The following is a 17,873-nucleotide window of genomic DNA, read 5'->3' on the forward strand; positions in this document are numbered from 1 at the left end:
TTTCGACTACGCGGGTCCCGATCGTCACGACCACCGCTGGAAGGCCGCTTGATCAGAGCTGGAGTGAGGTGGAGCGGGTTCACCGGGGTACGGCGTCAGCCGGTGAGAACGCCGGCACCACCCGGGCGGCAGGAGCCGCTCCACACTTCCATGGCTTCCTCACCGCGGAGGATTGCCTGGTGAAGCCGCTGAATTCGGGGAGAAGGCTCAAGGCCCAGTTCCTCGATCAGGGTTTCGCGAAGGCGCTTGTAGGCGATCAGTGCGTCGGATGACCTGCCGTCCGCGCAGTAGGCGAGCATCTGCAGCGCCCGCAGACTCTCGTGCAAAGGGTGGCGTTCGCACAGCGCGCACAACTCACCGAGCACTTCCCGGTGCCTGCCGAGCCGTACATCCGCGCCGATGCGTCGCTCCAGCGCGCCGAGGCGGCTCTCCTGCAGGCGGGTCACCTCGATACCCAGATGCCGCCCATGGGGTACGTCGGCCAGCGCCGGGCCGCGCCACAGCTCAAGAGCCGCGGTGAGACTGCCCGATGCGGCAGCCATGTCGCCGACTTCGAAGGCGGTGTGGCCGGCACAGGTGAGCCTGTCGAACTCCAGGGCATCGACATCGGCGGGATCCGCGTCGAGCAGATAGCCGCCGTGCCGTGTCACCAGCACGTTCTTGTCCCAGACCCCCGTCGTTTCGGGAATCGCGGCACGCAGTCTGCGGCGCAGTTGCAGGATGTAGGTCTGCAGCGTGGTGGGCGCGCTGCGCGGCGGGCCGGCGCCCCACAGCTCTTCCATGAGGACCGGGACGGGCACGATGTGCTGCGCGTTGAGGGCGAGAAGAGCCAGAATCTGCCGCGGTTTGGAGGCGCTGGGAAGGACCGAGACTCCCGCGGCCTCGCCGCAGAGAGTTCCCAGTACTTCGACGCGCACTCGGCGCCCCCTGTTCGGCATGGCCTTTTCCTCACCCCGTCGGACAGCTCCTCCGGCGAGAAGCTGATTCACGGAGGGTCCCATGCAGCACATGTGCAGAAACAGTGACCAGCTCATAAGCCACTCATGGAGATCACCTGGAACGGGCCTATGAAATCTTCACATCCAGGGAGATGACGCCTCCACTGTTCGATTCAAGTCACCCGACAGCACACTGCTCTCGTATGCGCAGCCGAACATCCGCAGGGGAAACATCCGCCCGGCACCGTTCACATCACGATGGGAGCACGATGATGTCTGGTTACGCGTCCAGCGGAACCGCAGCTCAAGGGGCCTGCACCACCTCCGTGGAACACGACTGGCGTTTCGCCGAACTCGTCGCCCGGAGCTTTCTGCAGCCGGAACTCGCCCTGCGGTACGCGCTGGAGCCGCGCAATGTTCTCGCCGAATTCGGCATTCCGATGACACCGGAAAGCACCGTCCCCGCGCTGCCGGCGGAGGCCGACATCGAAGTCACGATCACCAACCTCAGCTCCTCGGGGGAACCGGACGCCGCGCACTCCGTGCGTGGGGCGGTACGTGCCTGCATCTGCTTCACCGAGCAGCCCTACCCTCCTGGGCCGGCAGCCCGACAGGGCGCCGTCGGCACCCTGCCCGTGTGAGCCGCACATGGATTCCCTATGGCCACGGATCGGGTTCAGGAGACACCTCACCACCGCCGTCATACCGGGCGAGGCGACCTATCTGGTCTCCGAACAGGGTGTCACCGCGATCGAGGGCGACGCAGTAGCAGCCATCGCTCCTCTACTCGACGGCAGCCGGGACCTGCCCGCCCTTGTGCGGGACACCCAGGGACTGCTGTCGCCCACCGAACTCGGCAGTCTCCTGGGGAAGCTGACGCAGGCGAATCTGGTCACCGGGTATGCCGCGCCGCAAACCGCATCGACGGACCAGGACGCATCGGCGTACTGGGAAGCCGCCGGTCTGGAGGCGACGCTTGCCGGAAGGGCGCTGACCGAGGGCCGGGTCCGATTGCTGGACCTGGGTGACGTCGGCGGGCCGACCGCCCGGGACGCCTTTTTCACCGCCGGGGTCGCGCTGAGCGGCCCCGGCGGCTGTGATCTGACGGTCGTCCTGTGCGACGACTATCTCCTGCCTCAGCTGCGTGACATCGACAAGGAACAGCGCCGTAGCGGACATCCGTGGCTGCTCGCCAAACCACATGGCGTCGAACCATGGATCGGGCCGGTGTTCCAGCCGGGCGAAGGGGCCTGCTGGAGCTGTATGGCCTACCGGCTCAAGCACCACCGCCAGCCGGAACAGCTTGTCGGGCAGGCGCTCGGCATGTCGTCGCCGCCAACGCCGCCACGCGCGACCATCGCCGCGAGCCGCTCGCTGGCCCTGCAGGCGATCGCCGTGGAAGCCGCCAAGTGGGTTGCCGGCTACCGCGACAAGAGCCAGCTGACCATACGAGTTCTGGACACTCTTCAGCTCGCCGTCCGGGCACATCCGGTCGGTCAGCGGCCGCAATGCCCCGAATGCGGTGACCCGCGGCTCGTCGGGGACCGCGTGCAGCAGCCCATCACCCTCGCGTCGCGGCCCAAGAAGACCTTCAGCGGAAACGGTCACCGGGCCCTGACGGCCGAACAGGTCATGGAACGCTACGAGCACCTGGTCGGCACGGTCACCGGAGTGGTCAGCTCGCTGCACCGCGCGCCCGGCGGTCCCGACTTCCTCAACGCGTACCGCTCAGGGCCCAATCCGGCGTGGACCGCGCGCAGTCTCGCGGCGTTCCGCTCCGGATTGCGCAGCCAGAGCGGTGGCAAGGGGGTCACCGCTCTGGATGCGAAGGTCGGCGCGCTCTGCGAAGGGGTGGAGCGTTACTCCGCAACGATGCACGGGGACGAGCCGAGGATCCGCGCCAGTCTCAGGGAGCTGGCCGGGGAGGCGATCCACCCCAATGAGTGCCAGCTGTACCACGAGCGGCAGTACACCGACCGACTGCAGTGGAACGCCGTACAGCCACCGTTCCAGTACATCTGCGACCCGTTCGACGAGAAGGCGGCCGTCGACTGGACGCCGGTCTGGTCGGTCACCCACGGCAGGCACCGGATGGTGCCGACCGGGATGCTCTACTTCGCCCCACCGCCCGCCAAGGGCCCCTGCTTCACCGTGGCCGACTCCAATGGCAACGCGGCGGGCAGCAGTCTCGAAGACGCCATCCTGCAAGGCTTTTTCGAGCTCGTCGAGCGGGACTCGGTCGCGCTGTGGTGGTACAACCGCACCTCACAGCCGGCGGTGGACCTGGACTCGTTCCCCGACCCGTGGATCGACGGGATGCGCGCCGAGTACTCCTTGCTCAAACGGGAGTTCTGGGTGCTCGATCTCACCTCCGACCTGGGCGTTCCGTCGATGGCCGCTATCTCGCGCCGGACCGACAAGCCGGAGGAGGACATCATGTTCGGCTTCGGCTGCCACTTCGATCCCGATATCGCACTCCGGCGCGCACTCACCGAGATGAATCAGCTGCTGCCCGCCGTACTCGAGGCGCCTGCCGAGGACGACTTCGCCCTCCTCGACTGGTGCACCCGCCGCACACTTGCCAATCAGCCCTATCTGGGCCCCGATCCGACGGTCCCTGCGAAGCGCCGTACCGAGTACGGCTACACCCTGCGCCCGGACCTCCTGGACGACGTCCATGCCGCGGAGCAACTGGTCCGCGCACACGGCATGGAGCTGCTGGTCCTCGATCAGACCCGGCCGGATCTGGAGCTCCCGGCAGTGAAGGTTCTGGTACCCGGATTGCGCCACTTCTGGACACGCTTCGGTCCCGGCAGGCTCTATGACGTACCCGTGCGTCTGGGGCGGCGCACCACGCCGATTCCCTACGAGGAGCTCAATCCGATACCGCTGTTTGTCTAGTAATGACAGTCACGGCCCCGTTGCACTCGCCTAGGATCTGAAACCACGCTACGCAGTGCAACGGGGGGTCACATGCTTGACGTGAAACGAACCCAGGAGAGACAACACTTGCACAGCGCAGACCACCGCGATCCAGCCATGTACGGTCGCGATGGAGGGGATGCGGGACTGGCTCCCAAGATCGCCCTGGGCATCCTGCTGGTTGCTCTCGGCGGCGTGCTGGCCGCTGCGACCCTGCATCTGCTCACCGTGCAGCAGAGCTTGTTCCAACTCATCGCGGGCGCGCTGGCCCTGCTCGGGATGTTCGCGTGCCAGGTGGTGCTCTCGGCACCCCGCCGGGTACGGCTCAAGCGCAGACAGCAGTACTGGATCCTGGTCATCCAACTGGCGCTGAGCTATCCGCCGATCCTGCTGATGGGTACCGCCTGGGTGGGGATCACCGGCTTTCTCACCGGATCACTGCTGCTCGTCCTGCGCTCACCGTGGTCCTGGGTGTGCGCAGGACTCACCGTCGCCACCACCATGGGCCTGACGACGACCTGGTCCGGCAGGACCTACCTCGACGCCACGTACATCGGCGTCTCCACCATCACCACCGCGAGTCTGGTCTACGGACTGACCTCGCTGTCCGAGATGGTGCTCAAACTGCGCAGCGCGCAACAGGAGATCGCCCGGCTCGCGGTGGAACAGGAGCGGCTGCGCTTCGCCCGCGATCTGCACGATCTGCTGGGATACAGCCTCTCGGCGATCACACTCCGCAGCGAGCTGACGCTGCGGCTGGTCGATCAGCATCCGGCGCGGGCCCGCGAAGAGCTCTCCACCGTGCTGGAGATCTCCCGTCAGGCGCTCGCCGACACCCGGCAGGTCGCCCGCAGCTATCGGGACATGTCGTTCTGCGCGGAACTCGCCTCCGCCCGCTCGGTGTTCGGCGCGGCAGGCATCGGCATCGAGGTCGACTCCACACTGATGGACCTGCCCGACCGGGTGGGCACGGTGCTGGCCACCGTACTGCGGGAGGGGATCACCAATATCCTGCGGCACAGCACGGTCCGCCGCTGCCGCATCTCGGCACGGGACATGGGCAATGGCACGGTGGTGCTGCATGTGAGGAACGACGGGGTCGCCCGCAGCTCCGGCGATACGGCCGCGTACGACGGCAGCGGAATCGGCAATCTCTCCACCCGTGTCAGCGCGATCGGCGGTGAACTCACCGCCGGTGTACGGGCGGACGGCTGCTTCCATCTGGAGGCGAAGGTGCCGCTGGACTGCGGAGAGAGCCGGAGGGCGCACCGGCCGGCCCTGGTCCTGATGGACAAGCAGATCGTCTAGGGCGGGCGCTCAGAGCCAGCCCTGCTCCCGGGCGATGCGGATCGCGTCGACGCGGTTGCGCGCGCCCAGTTTGGTGACGACTGTGGTCAGATAGTTCCGTACGGTCCCCACGGTCAGATACAGCCGTCCCGCGATGTCGGGCGCCTCGGCCCCGCCCGCGGCCATCCGCAGCACCTCGGTCTCCCGGGCGGTGAGGGGATTGTCCCTGGCCGCCCAGGCGTCGAGGGCGAGCTGCGGGTCTATCACCCGCTCACCCGAGGACACCCGCCTGATCGCGTCGGCGAGTTGGCTCGGCGGCGCGTCCTTGAGGATGAACCCGGACACCTGCGCCTCCAGCGCCCGGCGCAGATTGCCGGGTCGGCCGAGTCCGGTGAGGATCAGGGTGCGGCAGGACGGCTGTTTGGCATGGACTTCGGCGGCGGCGGACAGCCCGTCGATGCCCGGCAGATCGATGTCGAGCACCGCCACATGGGGATGGTGCTGCAGCACCGCGGGCAGAATGTCGCGTCCCGTTCCGACCTCCGCCACTATCTGTATGTCGGCCTCGAGGTTGAGCAGGGCGACCAGTGCTCCCCGCACCATGTGCATGTCCTCGGCAAGGACCACTCTGATCATGTGCGATGGATCCCGCAGCACTCGGCCTCCCCCAACCCGCCGTCAGCGAAGGCTGAGGATACCTCCCCGACCCGTCCTGAACACCCGCTCGAGCACATCCCGAGCACCAGGTCGGACGGTGTGGTCATGCCTCAGGAGTCCGCGGTGCGCAGCTACCCGCCCCCTCGTCACTCGGCGACCGACCTTCCGGAGGAGTACGCGCGGCTGCGCAGTGACGCCCCGGTGTCCGACGTCGTCATGCCCAGCGGCGACGGAGCGTATCTGTTCAGCCGCTACGACGATGTACGTACTGTCCTCTCCGACGCCCGGTGCAGCAGAGCGGCCACGGTGCTTCCCGAGTCGCCGAAGCTCACAGCCGTCCCGTTCGACGCGGGCGGCCTTTTCACCATGGACCCGCCGGAGCACACCAGGCTGCGCTCCCTCGTCTCGAGTGCCTTTACGGCGCGCCGGGTTGACCTGCTGCGGCCCCGTATCCAGGAGCTGGCGGACGGCCTGCTGGAGCGGATGGCGGATCAGGGTGGCCCGGTCGACTTCAACGAGGCCTTCGCCTTCCCCTATCCCGTTGCCGTGATCTGCGAGTTGCTGGGTGCGCCCTTCGCCGACCGTGAGCTGTTCCGGGGCTGGTCGGACGCGGTCCTCTCGCTCACCGCTCACACGCCCGAGCAGATGCTGGAGCGCAAGCTGGCGCTCGTCACCTATCTCCAGCATCTCGTGGCGGAGAAGCGGCAGCAGCCCGGCGACGACCTGCTCAGCGCGCTCGTCCAGGTACGGGACGAGGACGGCCCGCTGACCGAGCACGAGCTGATCACCATGGCGATGACGCTGCTGATCGCCGGGCACGAGACGACGGTGGGGGTGCTGGGCACTTCTGTGTTCACGCTGCTGCGGCACAGCGGCGGCATGGGTCTGGTGCCCGCGTCGCCGGAGCCGGCGGCCACACTCGTGGAGGAGCTGCTGCGGATCAATCCCATCGGGGACGGCGGTCCGCTCAGGGTCACCACGGCCGAGATCGAGGTGGGGGGCACGGCCGTGCCGGCGGGCAGCGCGGTCATCGGAGCGATCTGCTCCGCCAACCGGGACGAGAGCCGGTTCCCGGACGCGGACCGCTTCGATCCGGGCCGCCGGGACGCTCCGCATCTGGCCTTCGGACACGGCCCGCACTACTGCCTGGGCGCACCGCTGGCACGGGCCGAGCTGCAGATCGCCCTCGCCTCGCTGGCCCGCCGCTTCCCCTCGCTGCGACTTGCCGTGCCGGTGGAAGAGGTCCGGATGCACACCGGGCTGCTGGTCAACCGGCTGGAGTCGCTGCCGGTGAACTGGGGCTGAGGAGCGAGGAGTTCAGTACCGCAGACCGTCGGGCCTGCGGGGCCCGTACCCGAAGGCGCGGTCGACGGCGATATGGCCCAGCCAGCCGAGCCCGGCGACCGCGAAGCGCCGACTGCGGGTGAGGGCCGCGAGCGTGAGCAGGGCGGCGGGTACGGCGGGCGAGTGCAGCACGTTGTAGGGGCGTACGGCGTAGGAGGGCAGACGCTCGAAGGCGGGCGCGGCCGCGATGCCGTAGAGCAGGGCGATGTCGGGGAGCACGGCGGTTGTCCAGAGCACCCGGCTGCGGGCCCCGCCGAGGCGCGCGCCCGTGACGAGGGCGGCCACGCCGACGACGCCGCTGAGGGTCCGCCCCTCGGGGGCGTGGTAGGTCCAGCCGGAGCGTTCCCGCACTGGGGCTCCGCCCCGGACCCCGCGCCTCAATCGCCGGCGGGGCTGAAATTCAGCCCGTCCGGCGATTGAGGACACTCCCCCTACGCCCTGCGGGCGTGGGGGGACCCCCTGAAGGGCGTCCGGGGTCCGGGGCGGAGCCCCCGTTCGCCGGCCGCGGGCGTCGTTCATACAGCCAGCCTTCCTCTCCGGCTCAGCAGGCGCTGCGTCCCGCCCGCCGCGGCCAGCAGCCCTCTGGGCACCGGATGCGCACCCACCGTGCGGAGCGCGGCGCGGAGCAGGGCCACGCGCACCCGGCCGAGCTCGGCCGGCGCGCCGTGCTCGTCGTCGAGCAGCAGCACCTCCCGCCGAGCCGTGCGGTCGCGCAGCAGCGCGGCCGTCTCGGCGAGCGGCACGATGTCGTCGCGCAGCGCGGCCGCGTAGGTGACCGGGATGTCCAGCCGTCTCAACTCGTCCTCGGTCAGCGCCCATTCACGCACGGCGTCGAGGACGTCATCGGGCTTGCAGCCGATGAGATGGGCGAGCGTGAGCACGGTCGTGTCGGGGACCTGGCGCTGCCACTCCCGGTCGAGGAAGAAGTGACGCAGCGGTGCGCCCACGGTGGCGACCCCGCGCACCCGCTCGTCGACAAGGGCTGCGCGCAGTGCCAGATGGCCGCCGAAGCTCAGCGCGATGGCGTACGTCCGCTGCACCTCGGCCCGGTCCGCCACCGCGTCGAGCACCGCGCTGAGCATGCGATGGCTGTCCGCGCGGTACGGCAGCGTGTTCTCACCGACGCCCGGCATCTCGGTGACTGCCAGGGCGACGCCGAGCGCGTCGGCGCGCGCCAGGATCGGCGCCCACTGTTCCTTGACGCTGACGATGCCGCCCATGACGACGATCAACGGACGGGGCCGGGTGGCGGAGAGTCCGGCCGTCCAGCAGGCGAACCTGCCTTCGGGCAGCGCGATGTCGATACGGTCCAGGCCGGGGCGCGTCCGGCGCCACTGGTCGAAGGACTGGACGCACAGCAGCTGCGCGCGACGGCGCACGACATCGTCGGCGGCGGCGTACGGGAAGCGGGCGAGGCCGTAGTGTCGGCAGGCCTCCAGCCATTTGCCGCGGCCGGCCAGCCGGTCCCCCGCACGGCTCCAGACGGCCGGCCAGGAGTCGCGCCCCGCTCCGTGCGCGGTCGCCACCCCGGCCAGCAGCCGGCGGCAGTGGGCGGGTGCGAGACCCTGTGCGCGGGCGTGCAGCAGCACATGGCGCCGCAACTCCTGCAGCGACAGCGAGGGCCCGTGCCGATCGTTCATGTCCGCTGCTCCGTCCGGCGCAGGACCGCAGCGGGCCCGGGCCGCTGACCGGGAAAGTACGCCGGTGCGAGCACCCGGCGCTGGAGGGCGGGGCTCGCGTTCATCGCCCGGTACACGGTGCGCCGTAGCGCCGCCGCCGGCCGCGCGGAGAGGCTGAACATCCGCTCCTGGCGCAGCTGCAGCCCCCGGGAACGCCGGACCGGGCCCTCCCTGGTCTGCTGGAAGGCGAGCACGGCGGCGGCGAGGGCGGCCGGGCGGCCGCTGCGGGGCGCACCGAGAGCTTCGGCGAGCAGCGGAGCGAGTGCGACCGCGTCGGCCAGAGCGTGGTTGACGCCCTGACCGAGTACGGGCGAGAGAGTGTGCGCCGCATCGCCGATCAGTACGACTCCGGGCGCCGACCAGCGCCGTACGTCGGTGGTGAAGATGTCCAGCAGAGTGGTGTCGGACCAGCCGCGTATGCCGTCGACAGCCTCCTTCTCGAGCTCGGGCGCGAGCTCCGCGAGCCGCGCGTGCAGCTGCCCGAGGCCGCCCGAACGCAGTTCGCGCAGACCGCCCTTGGGGATGTTGAGGCCCACCCGCAGAGTGCCGTCGGTGCTCGGCAGGAAGAGTCCGTGGCGGCCCGAGCTGATCCGTACCCGGTAGGCGCGCCGGTCCCAGGCGGCCGGGAACGGCAGCTTCATCCAGATCACGTCCCGCTCCAGCGGCGTGCGCCTCGCGCCGCGGTCGAGGCCGCAGAGCCGGCGTACGGAGCTGTAGCGGCCGTCCGCGCCGACGGTGATCTCGGCCCGTATCTCCCTCAGCCCGTCGGGCGTCCTGGCGCGCACACCGCGCACCGCGCGGCCGTCCAGCAGCAGCTCGGCCGCCGAGGCCGGTTCGACGACGGTACAGCCGCCCTGCTCCGCGGCCGCCTCGGCCAGCGCGGACAGCAGTACGGGCTGGGCCAGCTCCACCGGATGGCGATAGGCGTACGGGAAGGTCTCGAACCGTACGTCGAGGACGCGGGCGCCTCCGTCGGCGATCTCCAGCCGGTGCACCTCGTGCGTGTGCTCCCGCACGCGTTCCAGCACGTCCAGGCCGGCCAGCAGGCGCACCCCGTCGGGCGAGACGGACTCGCCGCGGAAGACGCGTGCTCCGCCCGTGCGCTGTTCCAGCAGGACCACCCGGCGCCCGAGGCGTACCAGCGCGAGAGCGAGCGCGCGGCCCCCGGGGCCGCCACCCACCACACAGACCTCTGTCGTGATCGTCATGCCGGTGACTCGTCCTGTCCCGTGTTCGCCAGCGCCTCCAGGAGGCCGGCGTCGAGCATGGTGGCGGCCGCGGTGTCGCTGGTGTCCCCGAAGCCCGCGTCGAACAGCGCCACGCTCACCGTGTACCGGCGGTCCACCAGGCAGGTGTGGAAGGTCCATTCGTCGCCGGTCCCCCGCGATCCGTCCGGTCTCAGGACCTGCACTCTGCGCTCCTGGGGCCCGAAGCCGAACTCGGTGAAACGGAACCGCATGCCCTGTCCGATCGCTTTGCTGTACGCCTCCTTCAGGGTCCACAGCCGTACCAGCGCGCCGTTGCGCCGCTCGTCGGCGATCTGCGCGAGGGCCGTGCGCTCGTGCGGCGTACACACCTGGTTCTCGGTGCCGAGTCCGAGCATCGGCCGGTCCCTGAGCTCGGCGTCCACACCGATCCAGCCCCGGCGGGTCAGCCCGACCAGGAGCAGCGTGTCGGTGTGGCTGAGGCTGATGTCGATCTGGTCGAGGCCGCGCAGATAGGGGCGTCCGCCCGGTTTGTAGGCGAGTTCGACACTCTGCGGTTCTGCCTCGATGACCGCGCACGCGACATGTTTGAGCAGCAGCCTGGACGCCACGAAACGGGACCGGATCTGATGGTGCGTCATCGCGGCGAAGCGCGCGTAGTCGCGGCCCAGCAGCGGGCGCAGCTCCGGCGCGTCCAGATCGCCCGGCAGCCAGTCGTCGAGCTGGGCGTGGACCACCACGCTGCCGTACTCCCGTACCGCGTCACGGACTTGCTCCCAGGGGCCCTCGGGGCCGGTCACCCGCACGGGCCGCGCGAATCCCTGCTCCGTCGCGGGGTTCGCCACGGGTCCCGGAAAGATCACCATGCCAGCCCTCCAACCGCTTCACCACTCCGTCGAGTACGTCCGCCGCGGCAGCTCCGTCGAGCACTCTGTGATCGAAGGTCAGGCCGAGGCGCATGACCGGCGCTGCCGCCACCCGGCCACCACGCACCACGGCACGGTCGGCCACCCGTCCCGCGCAGAAGGTGACCGCCGTGCCGCCGTAGGAGTGGAAGATGTCGACAGCGCGGTGCCCGAGCGAGCTCACCGCGAAGGTCCCGAGCCGCTGGGCCCTGGTGACCGGACTCCGTACTCCGAGCCGGAACACCAACTCCCCGAAGGGCGGCGGCAGCTGGTTCAGCAGCCGCACCGCGGCGGCACCGGGAAGGTCGTGCGGGTCGCTCTCGCGGCACAGGTCCACCAAATCCTGGATCTCCGTCAGTGACGCCACGTCCATGCGCGGCAGTACGGCGGTGAGCACCACGCGCTCGCCCGCTTCGGTCGTGCGGTCGAGGGCGAGTTTGGCCGCCACGTCCGGCAGCGGCGCGGTGCGCGGCCACAGAACGCCCCGCGCGATCGCGCGGGCCTCGGGATGCCGGGCCACGACCCGCCCCGCGGCATACAGCAGGTAACTCACCACCGAGTACCGCAGATCCGCCCGGCGCGCGGCCGCGCGGTGCTCCTCGACGCGAGTCATGTCGACATCGGCGCCCAGATGCACGGGGGCCGCCGCCCGTGCCCAGTTCAGGTAGTAGCGCGTATGGCGCCTCGCCCGGTCACCGGACACGCTCATGTCCCCACCGCTACGGTCCAGATCTCGCCCAGGCTGCGCGCCTCGAGCAGTTCGGCTACCGGCACCGGCCTGCCCAGCTCACGCTCCAGCAGGCTGACCAGCCGCAGCAGACTCACCGAGTCCCAGCAGGGCAGCTCGGTCAGCTCACGTTCCGCGTCGGCCGGCTCGAGATCGGTGCCCAGGTGTTCGTTGGCGAGAGAGATCAGATCGACGACGGTGTGCATGACTCCACCTCCTGGGCCCGGTCGTGCGTGAGGCGCAGCCGCAGCCGCACATGGGACGGGACGGGCGGCAGCTCCTCCAGAGCGTGCAGGTAGCGGACCTCGCCGCTGCTCTCGTGCGTGGTCCGGAAGCCGTGCGCGGGACAGAAAGCGCGCTGCGCCTCGTTGGCCACGGTCGGCCGCCACGCTGCGTGTACGGCGGGCAGGTGGGCCTCGCGGGCCGCGTGCAGCAGCCCGGCCAGTACGGCGTTCTCGATCCCGCGACCGAGCACCCGGCAGCTGACGACCATGTTCTCCAGGTGCAGTCCCGCGCCGTCCGTGCGGGCGAACACCGCGCCGACCACTCCGTCGTCGCCGAAGCGGTCGATGGCCCGTACCGCGAGCACGAGCGCGTCCGGGTCCTGCGCGATGCGCTGGATCTCTGCGCCGGTCAGCCGTTCCCCGGTGAGGTTGAAGCGGTTGGTCCGCAGGCTCAACTGGGCGATTCTTGCGGTCTCATGGCTGGCGGCGGGGCCGGCGTCGACCTCGATGTCCAGGTTCTTCAGGAAGCTCTCGTAGTCCTTCGACGCGGCCCGCCGGCGCTCGCGCTGTTCGCGTTCCCGGTAGCGGGCGGCCCGGTCGCGGTCCTCCTCGCTGACGGAGGGTACGTCGAACCAGGCGTCGGCCAGCAGGCGTTCGGTGTGGTGGGCGGGCTCGCCGTCCAGGGGCACGACGGCAGCGCCGGGCACTCCTGCCCGTACGACCTCCCGCTCGAAGTGGCTGTCGTCGGCGAAGACCACGGCGGACGGCGAGATGCCCAGGTCCGACGCGATCCTGCGGACGCCTTCGGCCTTGGAGCCCCAGTCGGCGACGATGCTGACGAAGTCGTCCGTGCTCAGCGGCCAGTCGGGGTGGGCCGCCAGGGCGCGGGCCACCGGTACCGGATCGTTTTTGCTGCACACGGCGAGCAGTACGCCCTGGGAGGCGAGCTGTTCGACGGTACGTCTGAAGCCGGCGAACGCTCCCGCGCGCAGCGAGTCCGCGGCCCGTACCTTCTCGGGGCCGTCCTCGGCGAGTATCCCGTCCCACAGCGTGCCGTCGAGGTCGAGCACCAGGCACTTCTTGGCGTCGCCGCGCTGCGCCCGGGCGAGGTGCGCGGCCTCGCGGGCGTACCCGGCGAGCAGCTCGGCGGTGCAGTGCGCGTCGGCGTACGCGCCCAGGCGCGGATCGTCGGCGCGCACTCCGGCAGCGGTCAGCGGCTCCAGGTCGAGTACGGCCACACCCGCCGCCGGGTCGGTCATCCGCAGCAGGTCGGCATTGAACTCGCGCCAGATGGCTCCCAGTTCGGCGCGCTGCGCGAGTCCGGTGAGCTGGTGGGTGAAGCGCCGCAGCAGCGGCACGGTGTTCAGTACCAAGGTCGCGCCGGCCGGGGCGTGTGCCGCGTGGGCGCCGCCGAGTTCGGCCAGCAGCAGCCGCTGCCGCTCGGCCTCGAGGGCCGTGTCGTACGGCTGCCAGGGCGGCCGCACCCGGTCCCAGACGGTGAGCGGGTCCAGTACGCACAGGGTGAGGTCCGGCTCGTGTGCGTACAGTCCGGAGGCCGGGTCGGCCAGGTCCTGGACATAGCCGCCGCTGCCGCCCGCGTACGGGATCAGCAGCAGTCCGTGCCGGGCCAGCTGGGCGGTGAGCGCGGGGACCAGCCCGGCCGTGGTGGAGCGACCGGTCACCGCGATCCGTACCGCCGGGGTGCCGGGGTGGGCCGCGAGCACGTCCGAGGGGTCCAGCCGGGCGAGCAGCCGTCCCGCGAGGTCGAGTTCACCGTCGTCGAGCCGGGCGAGCAGCTCGGGGATCCGGGCATACGCGTCGACGAGCCGGCCCGCCGAGTGCAGCGCCCGGAATTCCTGCTGTGCTCCGCCCCGCGCGCTCATCCCGTCGCCTCCACTGCGAAGCCGGACTTGATCCATTTACTGGACTCGATCGCGATGCCGACCGCGCGACCCCCTGCCGCCAGCCGTGGCAGGAGCCGCTCCAGCTGGAGGAAGACCAGCGCGTTCCCGTTGTTGCCGGTCTCCGCGACACAGGAGACCTCCTCCCACTCGAGGCCCTGCCTCAGACCCCTCGTGATCCGCTCGGTCATCCGACCGCTGAGCTGTGGCGGAAGGACATGGCCGAGGGACTCGGCGGGCCAGCCGAGCGTGTCGAGCATGGTGTCGAGCATCTCCTGGGCCATGACCGGCACCCGGGCCTCGACGGCCTTGTAGTCCTCCGTGACGGCGGGCCGGCCGGAGTGGCGGTCCGCCTGTCCGAACCACTCGACGCGCTGGCCCGGCGCGCTGCCGAGACCGCTGAGCCGGTGGTCGGCCCTGCTGAGCACGGCACGGGCGGTGCCGGGTGCACGGCTGAGGGCGGCGGCTCCCGCGCCGTCGCCGAACAGCACATAGTTGACCAGCTGGGAGGGCGGCATCTCCCGGAAGTCCTGGCGCAGATCGAGGTGTTTGCTGCAGACGTCGCCGCCGATCACCAGTCCGACCGGTTTCGGGCCGCGCGCCCCGCCCACGAGGAGCGACGAGGCGAGCGCCATCGCCTGGACGGCGCCCGAGCAGCCGGACTGGAGCTGGTACACGGGCACCCCGTCGATGCCGAGCCGGTCGGCCACCAGCGCGGCCGTGGTCGGCATCAGGGCGTCCGGGGTCGCGGTGGCGAGGACGATGAACGCCACGTCGTCGGGGTCGGCCCCGGCGTCGGCGAGCGCCCGGTCGGCGGCGTCGGTGCACAGGTCCTCGAGGGTCCAGCGGACCGTTCCGCCGTCGAGGTCGAGCGCGAAGTGCCGGGTCCTGGTGCCGATGAATGTCTCCATCCACTCCGGGGCGATACCGAGGAGGCGGGACAGCGCGGCGTTGTCGACGGGCGCGCCGGGCAGGGCGGTGCCGACACCGGCCAGCAGGACCGGTCCGCTCCGGCCGCCGGACCGGCTCACCGCGCCACCGGACGCGTTCACTCGGACTCACCTCGAGAGAGCGGTCCGGTCCGCCCTGCCGGCCCGCTCTTCGGCCGGGGGTCCGGGGGTTGTCCCCCGGGAAGACGCAGCGGCCGGGGGTCCGGGGGTTGTCCCCCGGCAAGACACAGCAGCTGCTCGCCCAGATACCCGATGAGTGACTCGAGGCTGACCAGGCTGGAGAGCATCTCCGGCATGGACAGTTCGCCGATCTCGGGGAAGCGGACCTCCAGCCGGTACTTGAGCTCCATCAGCATCACGGAGTCGAAGCCCAGGTCGTCGTAGAAGCGCAGGGCATCGTCGAGTTCGTTCTGCCGGATGCCGCCGACCATGGCGACGGCCTCGTGCACTACCTGGCGTACGCGGTCGGGCGCGGCGGCGCCGGTGGCAGCGCGGGCGGGTGCGACGGCCGGCTGCGGAGCCGGGCCTGTCGCCGTGGGCTGCTGCTGCCAGGAACGCCATTCGGTGGAGAAGACATGGGCGGGCATCCGCACGGCCCGTTTCGCGGCGTCCGGGTAGAAGGCGTCCCAGGCGGGGTCGAGGCCGTCCTGGTGCAGGTGGGCGAGGAGTTCACCGAGCTCCCGCAGCCCGGAGTCCTCGTTGCGGCAGACGCCGATGGCGGGCACGTCACGGGCCGGCCCGATGCGCCGGATCAGATTGCTGAGCACCGGTTTGGGGCCGATCTCGACGATATGGGTGGGCGGCCGGTCGCAGAGCGAGGTGACAGCGCTCTCGAAGCGTACGGTCGCCGAGATGTGCTCCGTCCAGTAGGCGGCGTCCAGTTCCTCGCCGGGCGCCAGCAGTCGGCCGCGTACTGTCGAGTGGAACGGCAGCCGGGGCCGGCCGCCGGGGATGCGTGAGGCGGCCCGCTCGAAGCGGCGCAGCATGGGTGTCATCAGTGGCGAGTGGAACGCATGCGAGACCCGCAGCGGCGTGCAGACAAGGCCCCGTTCCTCGAGCCGGGCGCGGATCCGGCCCAGAGCCGCAAGGTCGCCGGAGAGAACCGTGGCGCCGGGTCCGTTGAGTGCGCCGATGCCGACGGTGGGCTCGTCGGCGACAAGTGCGGCGGCCTCCGCGGGACGGGCCCTGGTGGCCAGCATCCCGCCGCCCTCGGGCAGTTGCTGCATAAAGGCGCCGCGGACGGCCACGAGCCGTGCCGCGTCCGCGAGGTCGAGCGCCTCGGCGACGACGGCCGCGGCGAACTCGCCGATGCTGTGCCCGACGACCGCCGCGGGCCGCACGCCGAGCTCCATCAGCGTGCGGGACAGCGCGTACTGCACGGCGAAGAGAGCGGGCTGAGTGGTGCCGGTCCGGTGGATGGCAGGGTCCCCGGCGAGGATCGACTCGTGGACGGGGGTGACGGTGTACGGCTGCAGGGCTTTGGAAGCCTCTTCGAGGAAGGTCCGGTAGACGGGGGACTGCTCGTACAGCCGGGCGGTCATCCGCGGGTACTGGGCGCCCTGTCCGGTGAACGCGAAGGCCAGCACGGGTTCTTCGTCGGCCGGGGCGGGTTCGGCGTATGCGGTCTCCAGCTCCGCCGCGGCGAACAGCCGGGAGGCGAGTTCCTCGGGCCCGTCGGCGGCGGTGGCGAAGCGGTACGGCAGTGCGGCGCGGGAACGGTTGCTGGTCCAGCAGAGCCGGGCGAGTTCGGCGCCGGTGCGGTCCGCGACATCGACGGCCTGGAGCCGCAGGTTGCGGCGCAGGGCCCGCGGGGTGTCGGCGGACAGCGTGAACACCCCGACGCGCGGGCCGGGTTCGAGGGCGGGTGCCGCCGGCTGCGGGGCCGTCGCGAGGACCACATGGGCGTTGGCGCCGCCCATGCCGAAGCTGGAGACGCCCGCCCGGCAGCCGTCGGCGGGCAGCGCGAGCGGCTCGTTGATCAGTTCCATGGAGCGGCGGGCCAGCCCGAGCCGCGGATTCTCCTGACCGCACCACGGACCGCCGGGCACGACTCCGTGCCGCAGCGACAGCACGGTCTTGATCAGTCCGGCGATCCCGGCCGCGCCCTCGGTGTGCCCGATCGCGCCCTTGACCGCGCCGATGGCCAGGGGCCACTCCCGTACGCCGTGTTCGTCGCGGAACACGTCACCGAGCGACAGCACTTCGATCTGGTCGCCGAGCGGTGTGCCGGTGCCGTGCGCCTCGATGAAGCGGATCTCGTGGGGCGCGACCGCGGCCCGGCGGCAGGCGGTGGCGATCACCTCGCGCTGGGATGCGCGGTGCGGCGCCATGATGCCGTTGCTGCGGCCGTCCTGGTTGACGGCGCTGCCGAGGATGACCGCGTGGACGGGGTCGCCGTCGCGTACCGCGTCCTCGAGCAGGCGCAGCGCCACCACGCCCACGCCCTCGCCGCGCCCGATGCCGTTGGCAGCTTCGGAGAACGGCTTGCACCGGCCGTCGGGGGCGGCGAGCCCGGACTGGGCGTAGATCTCGTCGAGGACCGAGCCGACGACGATATTGACGCCGCCGGCGAGCGCCAGGTCGCACTCGCCGGAACGCAGTGCGGTGCAGGCGAGGTGCACGGCGACCAGGGAGGAGGAGCACGCGGTGTCCACGGTGAGGCTCGGGCCGCGCAGATCGAGCTGGTAGGCGATGCGGTTGGCGAGCATGGAGCGGCCGCTGCCGGTGCCGGTCCTCGGGGTGACCCCGTCGGGCGAGGCGAGGCTGAGCCGCATCCAGTCGTCGGACATGGAGCCCACATAGGTGCCCACCGAGCCGCCCGCCAGACGCGTCGGGGAGATCCCGGCGTCCTCGACGGCCCGCCAGGAGCATTCGAGCAGCAGCCGCTGCTGCGGATCCATGGCTTTCGCGTCGGCGGTGGGCACGGCGAAGAAGGAACGGTCGAAGGCGTCGGCGTCGGTCAGGAAGCCACCGGGCACGGCCGAGGGGCCGCGTGAGGCGGGACGTCCGCCGATGGCGTGCGCCCCGCTCAGCAGCAGCCTCCAGTACGCCTCCGGTCCTGGCGCGCCGGGGAATCTGCAGTCCAGACCCACCACCGCGACCGGGTGCCGGGACGGGCCCGATGAACGGCCCAT

15 protein-coding genes are annotated in these 17,873 nt (G+C 70.9%); 4 read left to right on the forward strand and 11 right to left on the reverse strand.

The window, feature by feature from the left end:
• Positions 1-95: 95 nt before the first annotated feature.
• Positions 96-917, reverse strand: a complete 822-nt coding sequence (locus tag ACFWDI_RS24295; RefSeq protein ID WP_385306917.1) for a BTAD domain-containing putative transcriptional regulator — start codon at positions 915-917, stop codon at positions 96-98.
• Positions 918-1,264: 347 nt separating this feature from the next.
• On the opposite strand from ACFWDI_RS24295, the gene ACFWDI_RS24300 reads away from it, so the two are divergent.
• The 3 genes from ACFWDI_RS24300 to ACFWDI_RS24310 all read left to right on the forward strand — a co-directional run bounded on the left by ACFWDI_RS24300 (position 1,265) and on the right by ACFWDI_RS24310 (position 5,168).
• On the forward strand, positions 1,265-1,579 hold the full coding sequence (locus tag ACFWDI_RS24300) for a hypothetical protein (RefSeq protein WP_362676509.1): 315 nt from the start codon (positions 1,265-1,267) through the stop codon (positions 1,577-1,579).
• Between the two features lie 7 nt (positions 1,580-1,586).
• Positions 1,587-3,839 (forward strand): TOMM precursor leader peptide-binding protein, encoded by a 2,253-nt coding sequence (locus tag ACFWDI_RS24305; protein ID WP_385306776.1) that lies wholly within the window; start codon positions 1,587-1,589, stop codon positions 3,837-3,839.
• Between the two features lie 138 nt (positions 3,840-3,977).
• Positions 3,978-5,168: a sensor histidine kinase gene (locus ACFWDI_RS24310; protein WP_385306777.1), complete on the forward strand. Its 1,191-nt coding sequence runs from the start codon at positions 3,978-3,980 to the stop codon at positions 5,166-5,168.
• A 9-nt stretch (positions 5,169-5,177) separates the two neighbouring features.
• Here ACFWDI_RS24310 and ACFWDI_RS24315 read toward each other — a convergent pair whose 3' ends face one another.
• Positions 5,178-5,783 (reverse strand): response regulator transcription factor, encoded by a 606-nt coding sequence (locus tag ACFWDI_RS24315; protein WP_327327139.1) that lies wholly within the window; start codon positions 5,781-5,783, stop codon positions 5,178-5,180.
• A gap of 126 nt (positions 5,784-5,909) precedes the next feature.
• Between ACFWDI_RS24315 and ACFWDI_RS24320 the strand changes: the two genes are divergently transcribed.
• A complete protein-coding gene (locus ACFWDI_RS24320) occupies positions 5,910-7,109 on the forward strand; it encodes a cytochrome P450 (RefSeq protein ID WP_385306780.1) in 1,200 nt (399 codons plus the stop codon).
• Positions 7,110-7,121: 12 nt separating this feature from the next.
• On the opposite strand, the gene ACFWDI_RS24325 is transcribed toward ACFWDI_RS24320, so the two are convergent.
• From ACFWDI_RS24325 to ACFWDI_RS24365, 9 genes are all read right to left on the reverse strand, one after another.
• A complete protein-coding gene (locus tag ACFWDI_RS24325; protein WP_385306782.1) occupies positions 7,122-7,499 on the reverse strand; it encodes a DUF4260 family protein in 378 nt (125 codons plus the stop codon).
• Positions 7,500-7,663: 164 nt separating this feature from the next.
• Positions 7,664-8,788, reverse strand: a complete 1,125-nt coding sequence (locus tag ACFWDI_RS24330; protein WP_385306783.1) for an alpha/beta fold hydrolase — start codon at positions 8,786-8,788, stop codon at positions 7,664-7,666.
• The gene (locus tag ACFWDI_RS24335; RefSeq protein ID WP_385306784.1) at positions 8,785-10,035 is read right to left on the reverse strand and encodes an FAD-dependent monooxygenase; all 1,251 of its coding nucleotides are present in this window, start codon (positions 10,033-10,035) and stop codon (positions 8,785-8,787) included. The genes ACFWDI_RS24330 and ACFWDI_RS24335 overlap by 4 nt, the downstream gene beginning before the upstream one ends.
• Positions 10,032-10,898 (reverse strand): 4'-phosphopantetheinyl transferase family protein, encoded by an 867-nt coding sequence (locus ACFWDI_RS24340; RefSeq protein ID WP_385306786.1) that lies wholly within the window; start codon positions 10,896-10,898, stop codon positions 10,032-10,034. Before ACFWDI_RS24340 ends, ACFWDI_RS24335 begins: the two co-directional genes overlap by 4 nt.
• Positions 10,795-11,646 carry a 2-oxo acid dehydrogenase subunit E2 gene (locus ACFWDI_RS24345; protein WP_385306788.1) on the reverse strand — a complete coding sequence of 284 codons (852 nt, stop codon included), beginning with the start codon at positions 11,644-11,646 and terminating at the stop codon, positions 10,795-10,797. The genes ACFWDI_RS24340 and ACFWDI_RS24345 overlap by 104 nt, the downstream gene beginning before the upstream one ends.
• Positions 11,643-11,870: a phosphopantetheine-binding protein gene (locus tag ACFWDI_RS24350; protein ID WP_385306789.1), complete on the reverse strand. Its 228-nt coding sequence runs from the start codon at positions 11,868-11,870 to the stop codon at positions 11,643-11,645. The genes ACFWDI_RS24345 and ACFWDI_RS24350 overlap by 4 nt, the downstream gene beginning before the upstream one ends.
• Positions 11,849-13,771 carry an HAD-IIIC family phosphatase gene (locus ACFWDI_RS24355; protein ID WP_385306790.1) on the reverse strand — a complete coding sequence of 641 codons (1,923 nt, stop codon included), beginning with the start codon at positions 13,769-13,771 and terminating at the stop codon, positions 11,849-11,851. The genes ACFWDI_RS24350 and ACFWDI_RS24355 overlap by 22 nt, the downstream gene beginning before the upstream one ends.
• Positions 13,768-14,841, reverse strand: coding sequence for a 3-oxoacyl-ACP synthase (locus tag ACFWDI_RS24360; protein WP_385306792.1), 1,074 nt, complete (start codon positions 14,839-14,841; stop codon positions 13,768-13,770). Before ACFWDI_RS24360 ends, ACFWDI_RS24355 begins: the two co-directional genes overlap by 4 nt.
• Positions 14,838-17,873 carry a type I polyketide synthase gene (locus tag ACFWDI_RS24365; RefSeq protein ID WP_385306794.1) on the reverse strand — a complete coding sequence of 1,012 codons (3,036 nt, stop codon included), beginning with the start codon at positions 17,871-17,873 and terminating at the stop codon, positions 14,838-14,840. Before ACFWDI_RS24365 ends, ACFWDI_RS24360 begins: the two co-directional genes overlap by 4 nt.

This window comes from Streptomyces sp. NPDC060064 (genome assembly GCF_042736455.1).
In the GTDB taxonomy this organism is placed as follows: domain Bacteria; phylum Actinomycetota; class Actinomycetes; order Streptomycetales; family Streptomycetaceae; genus Streptomyces.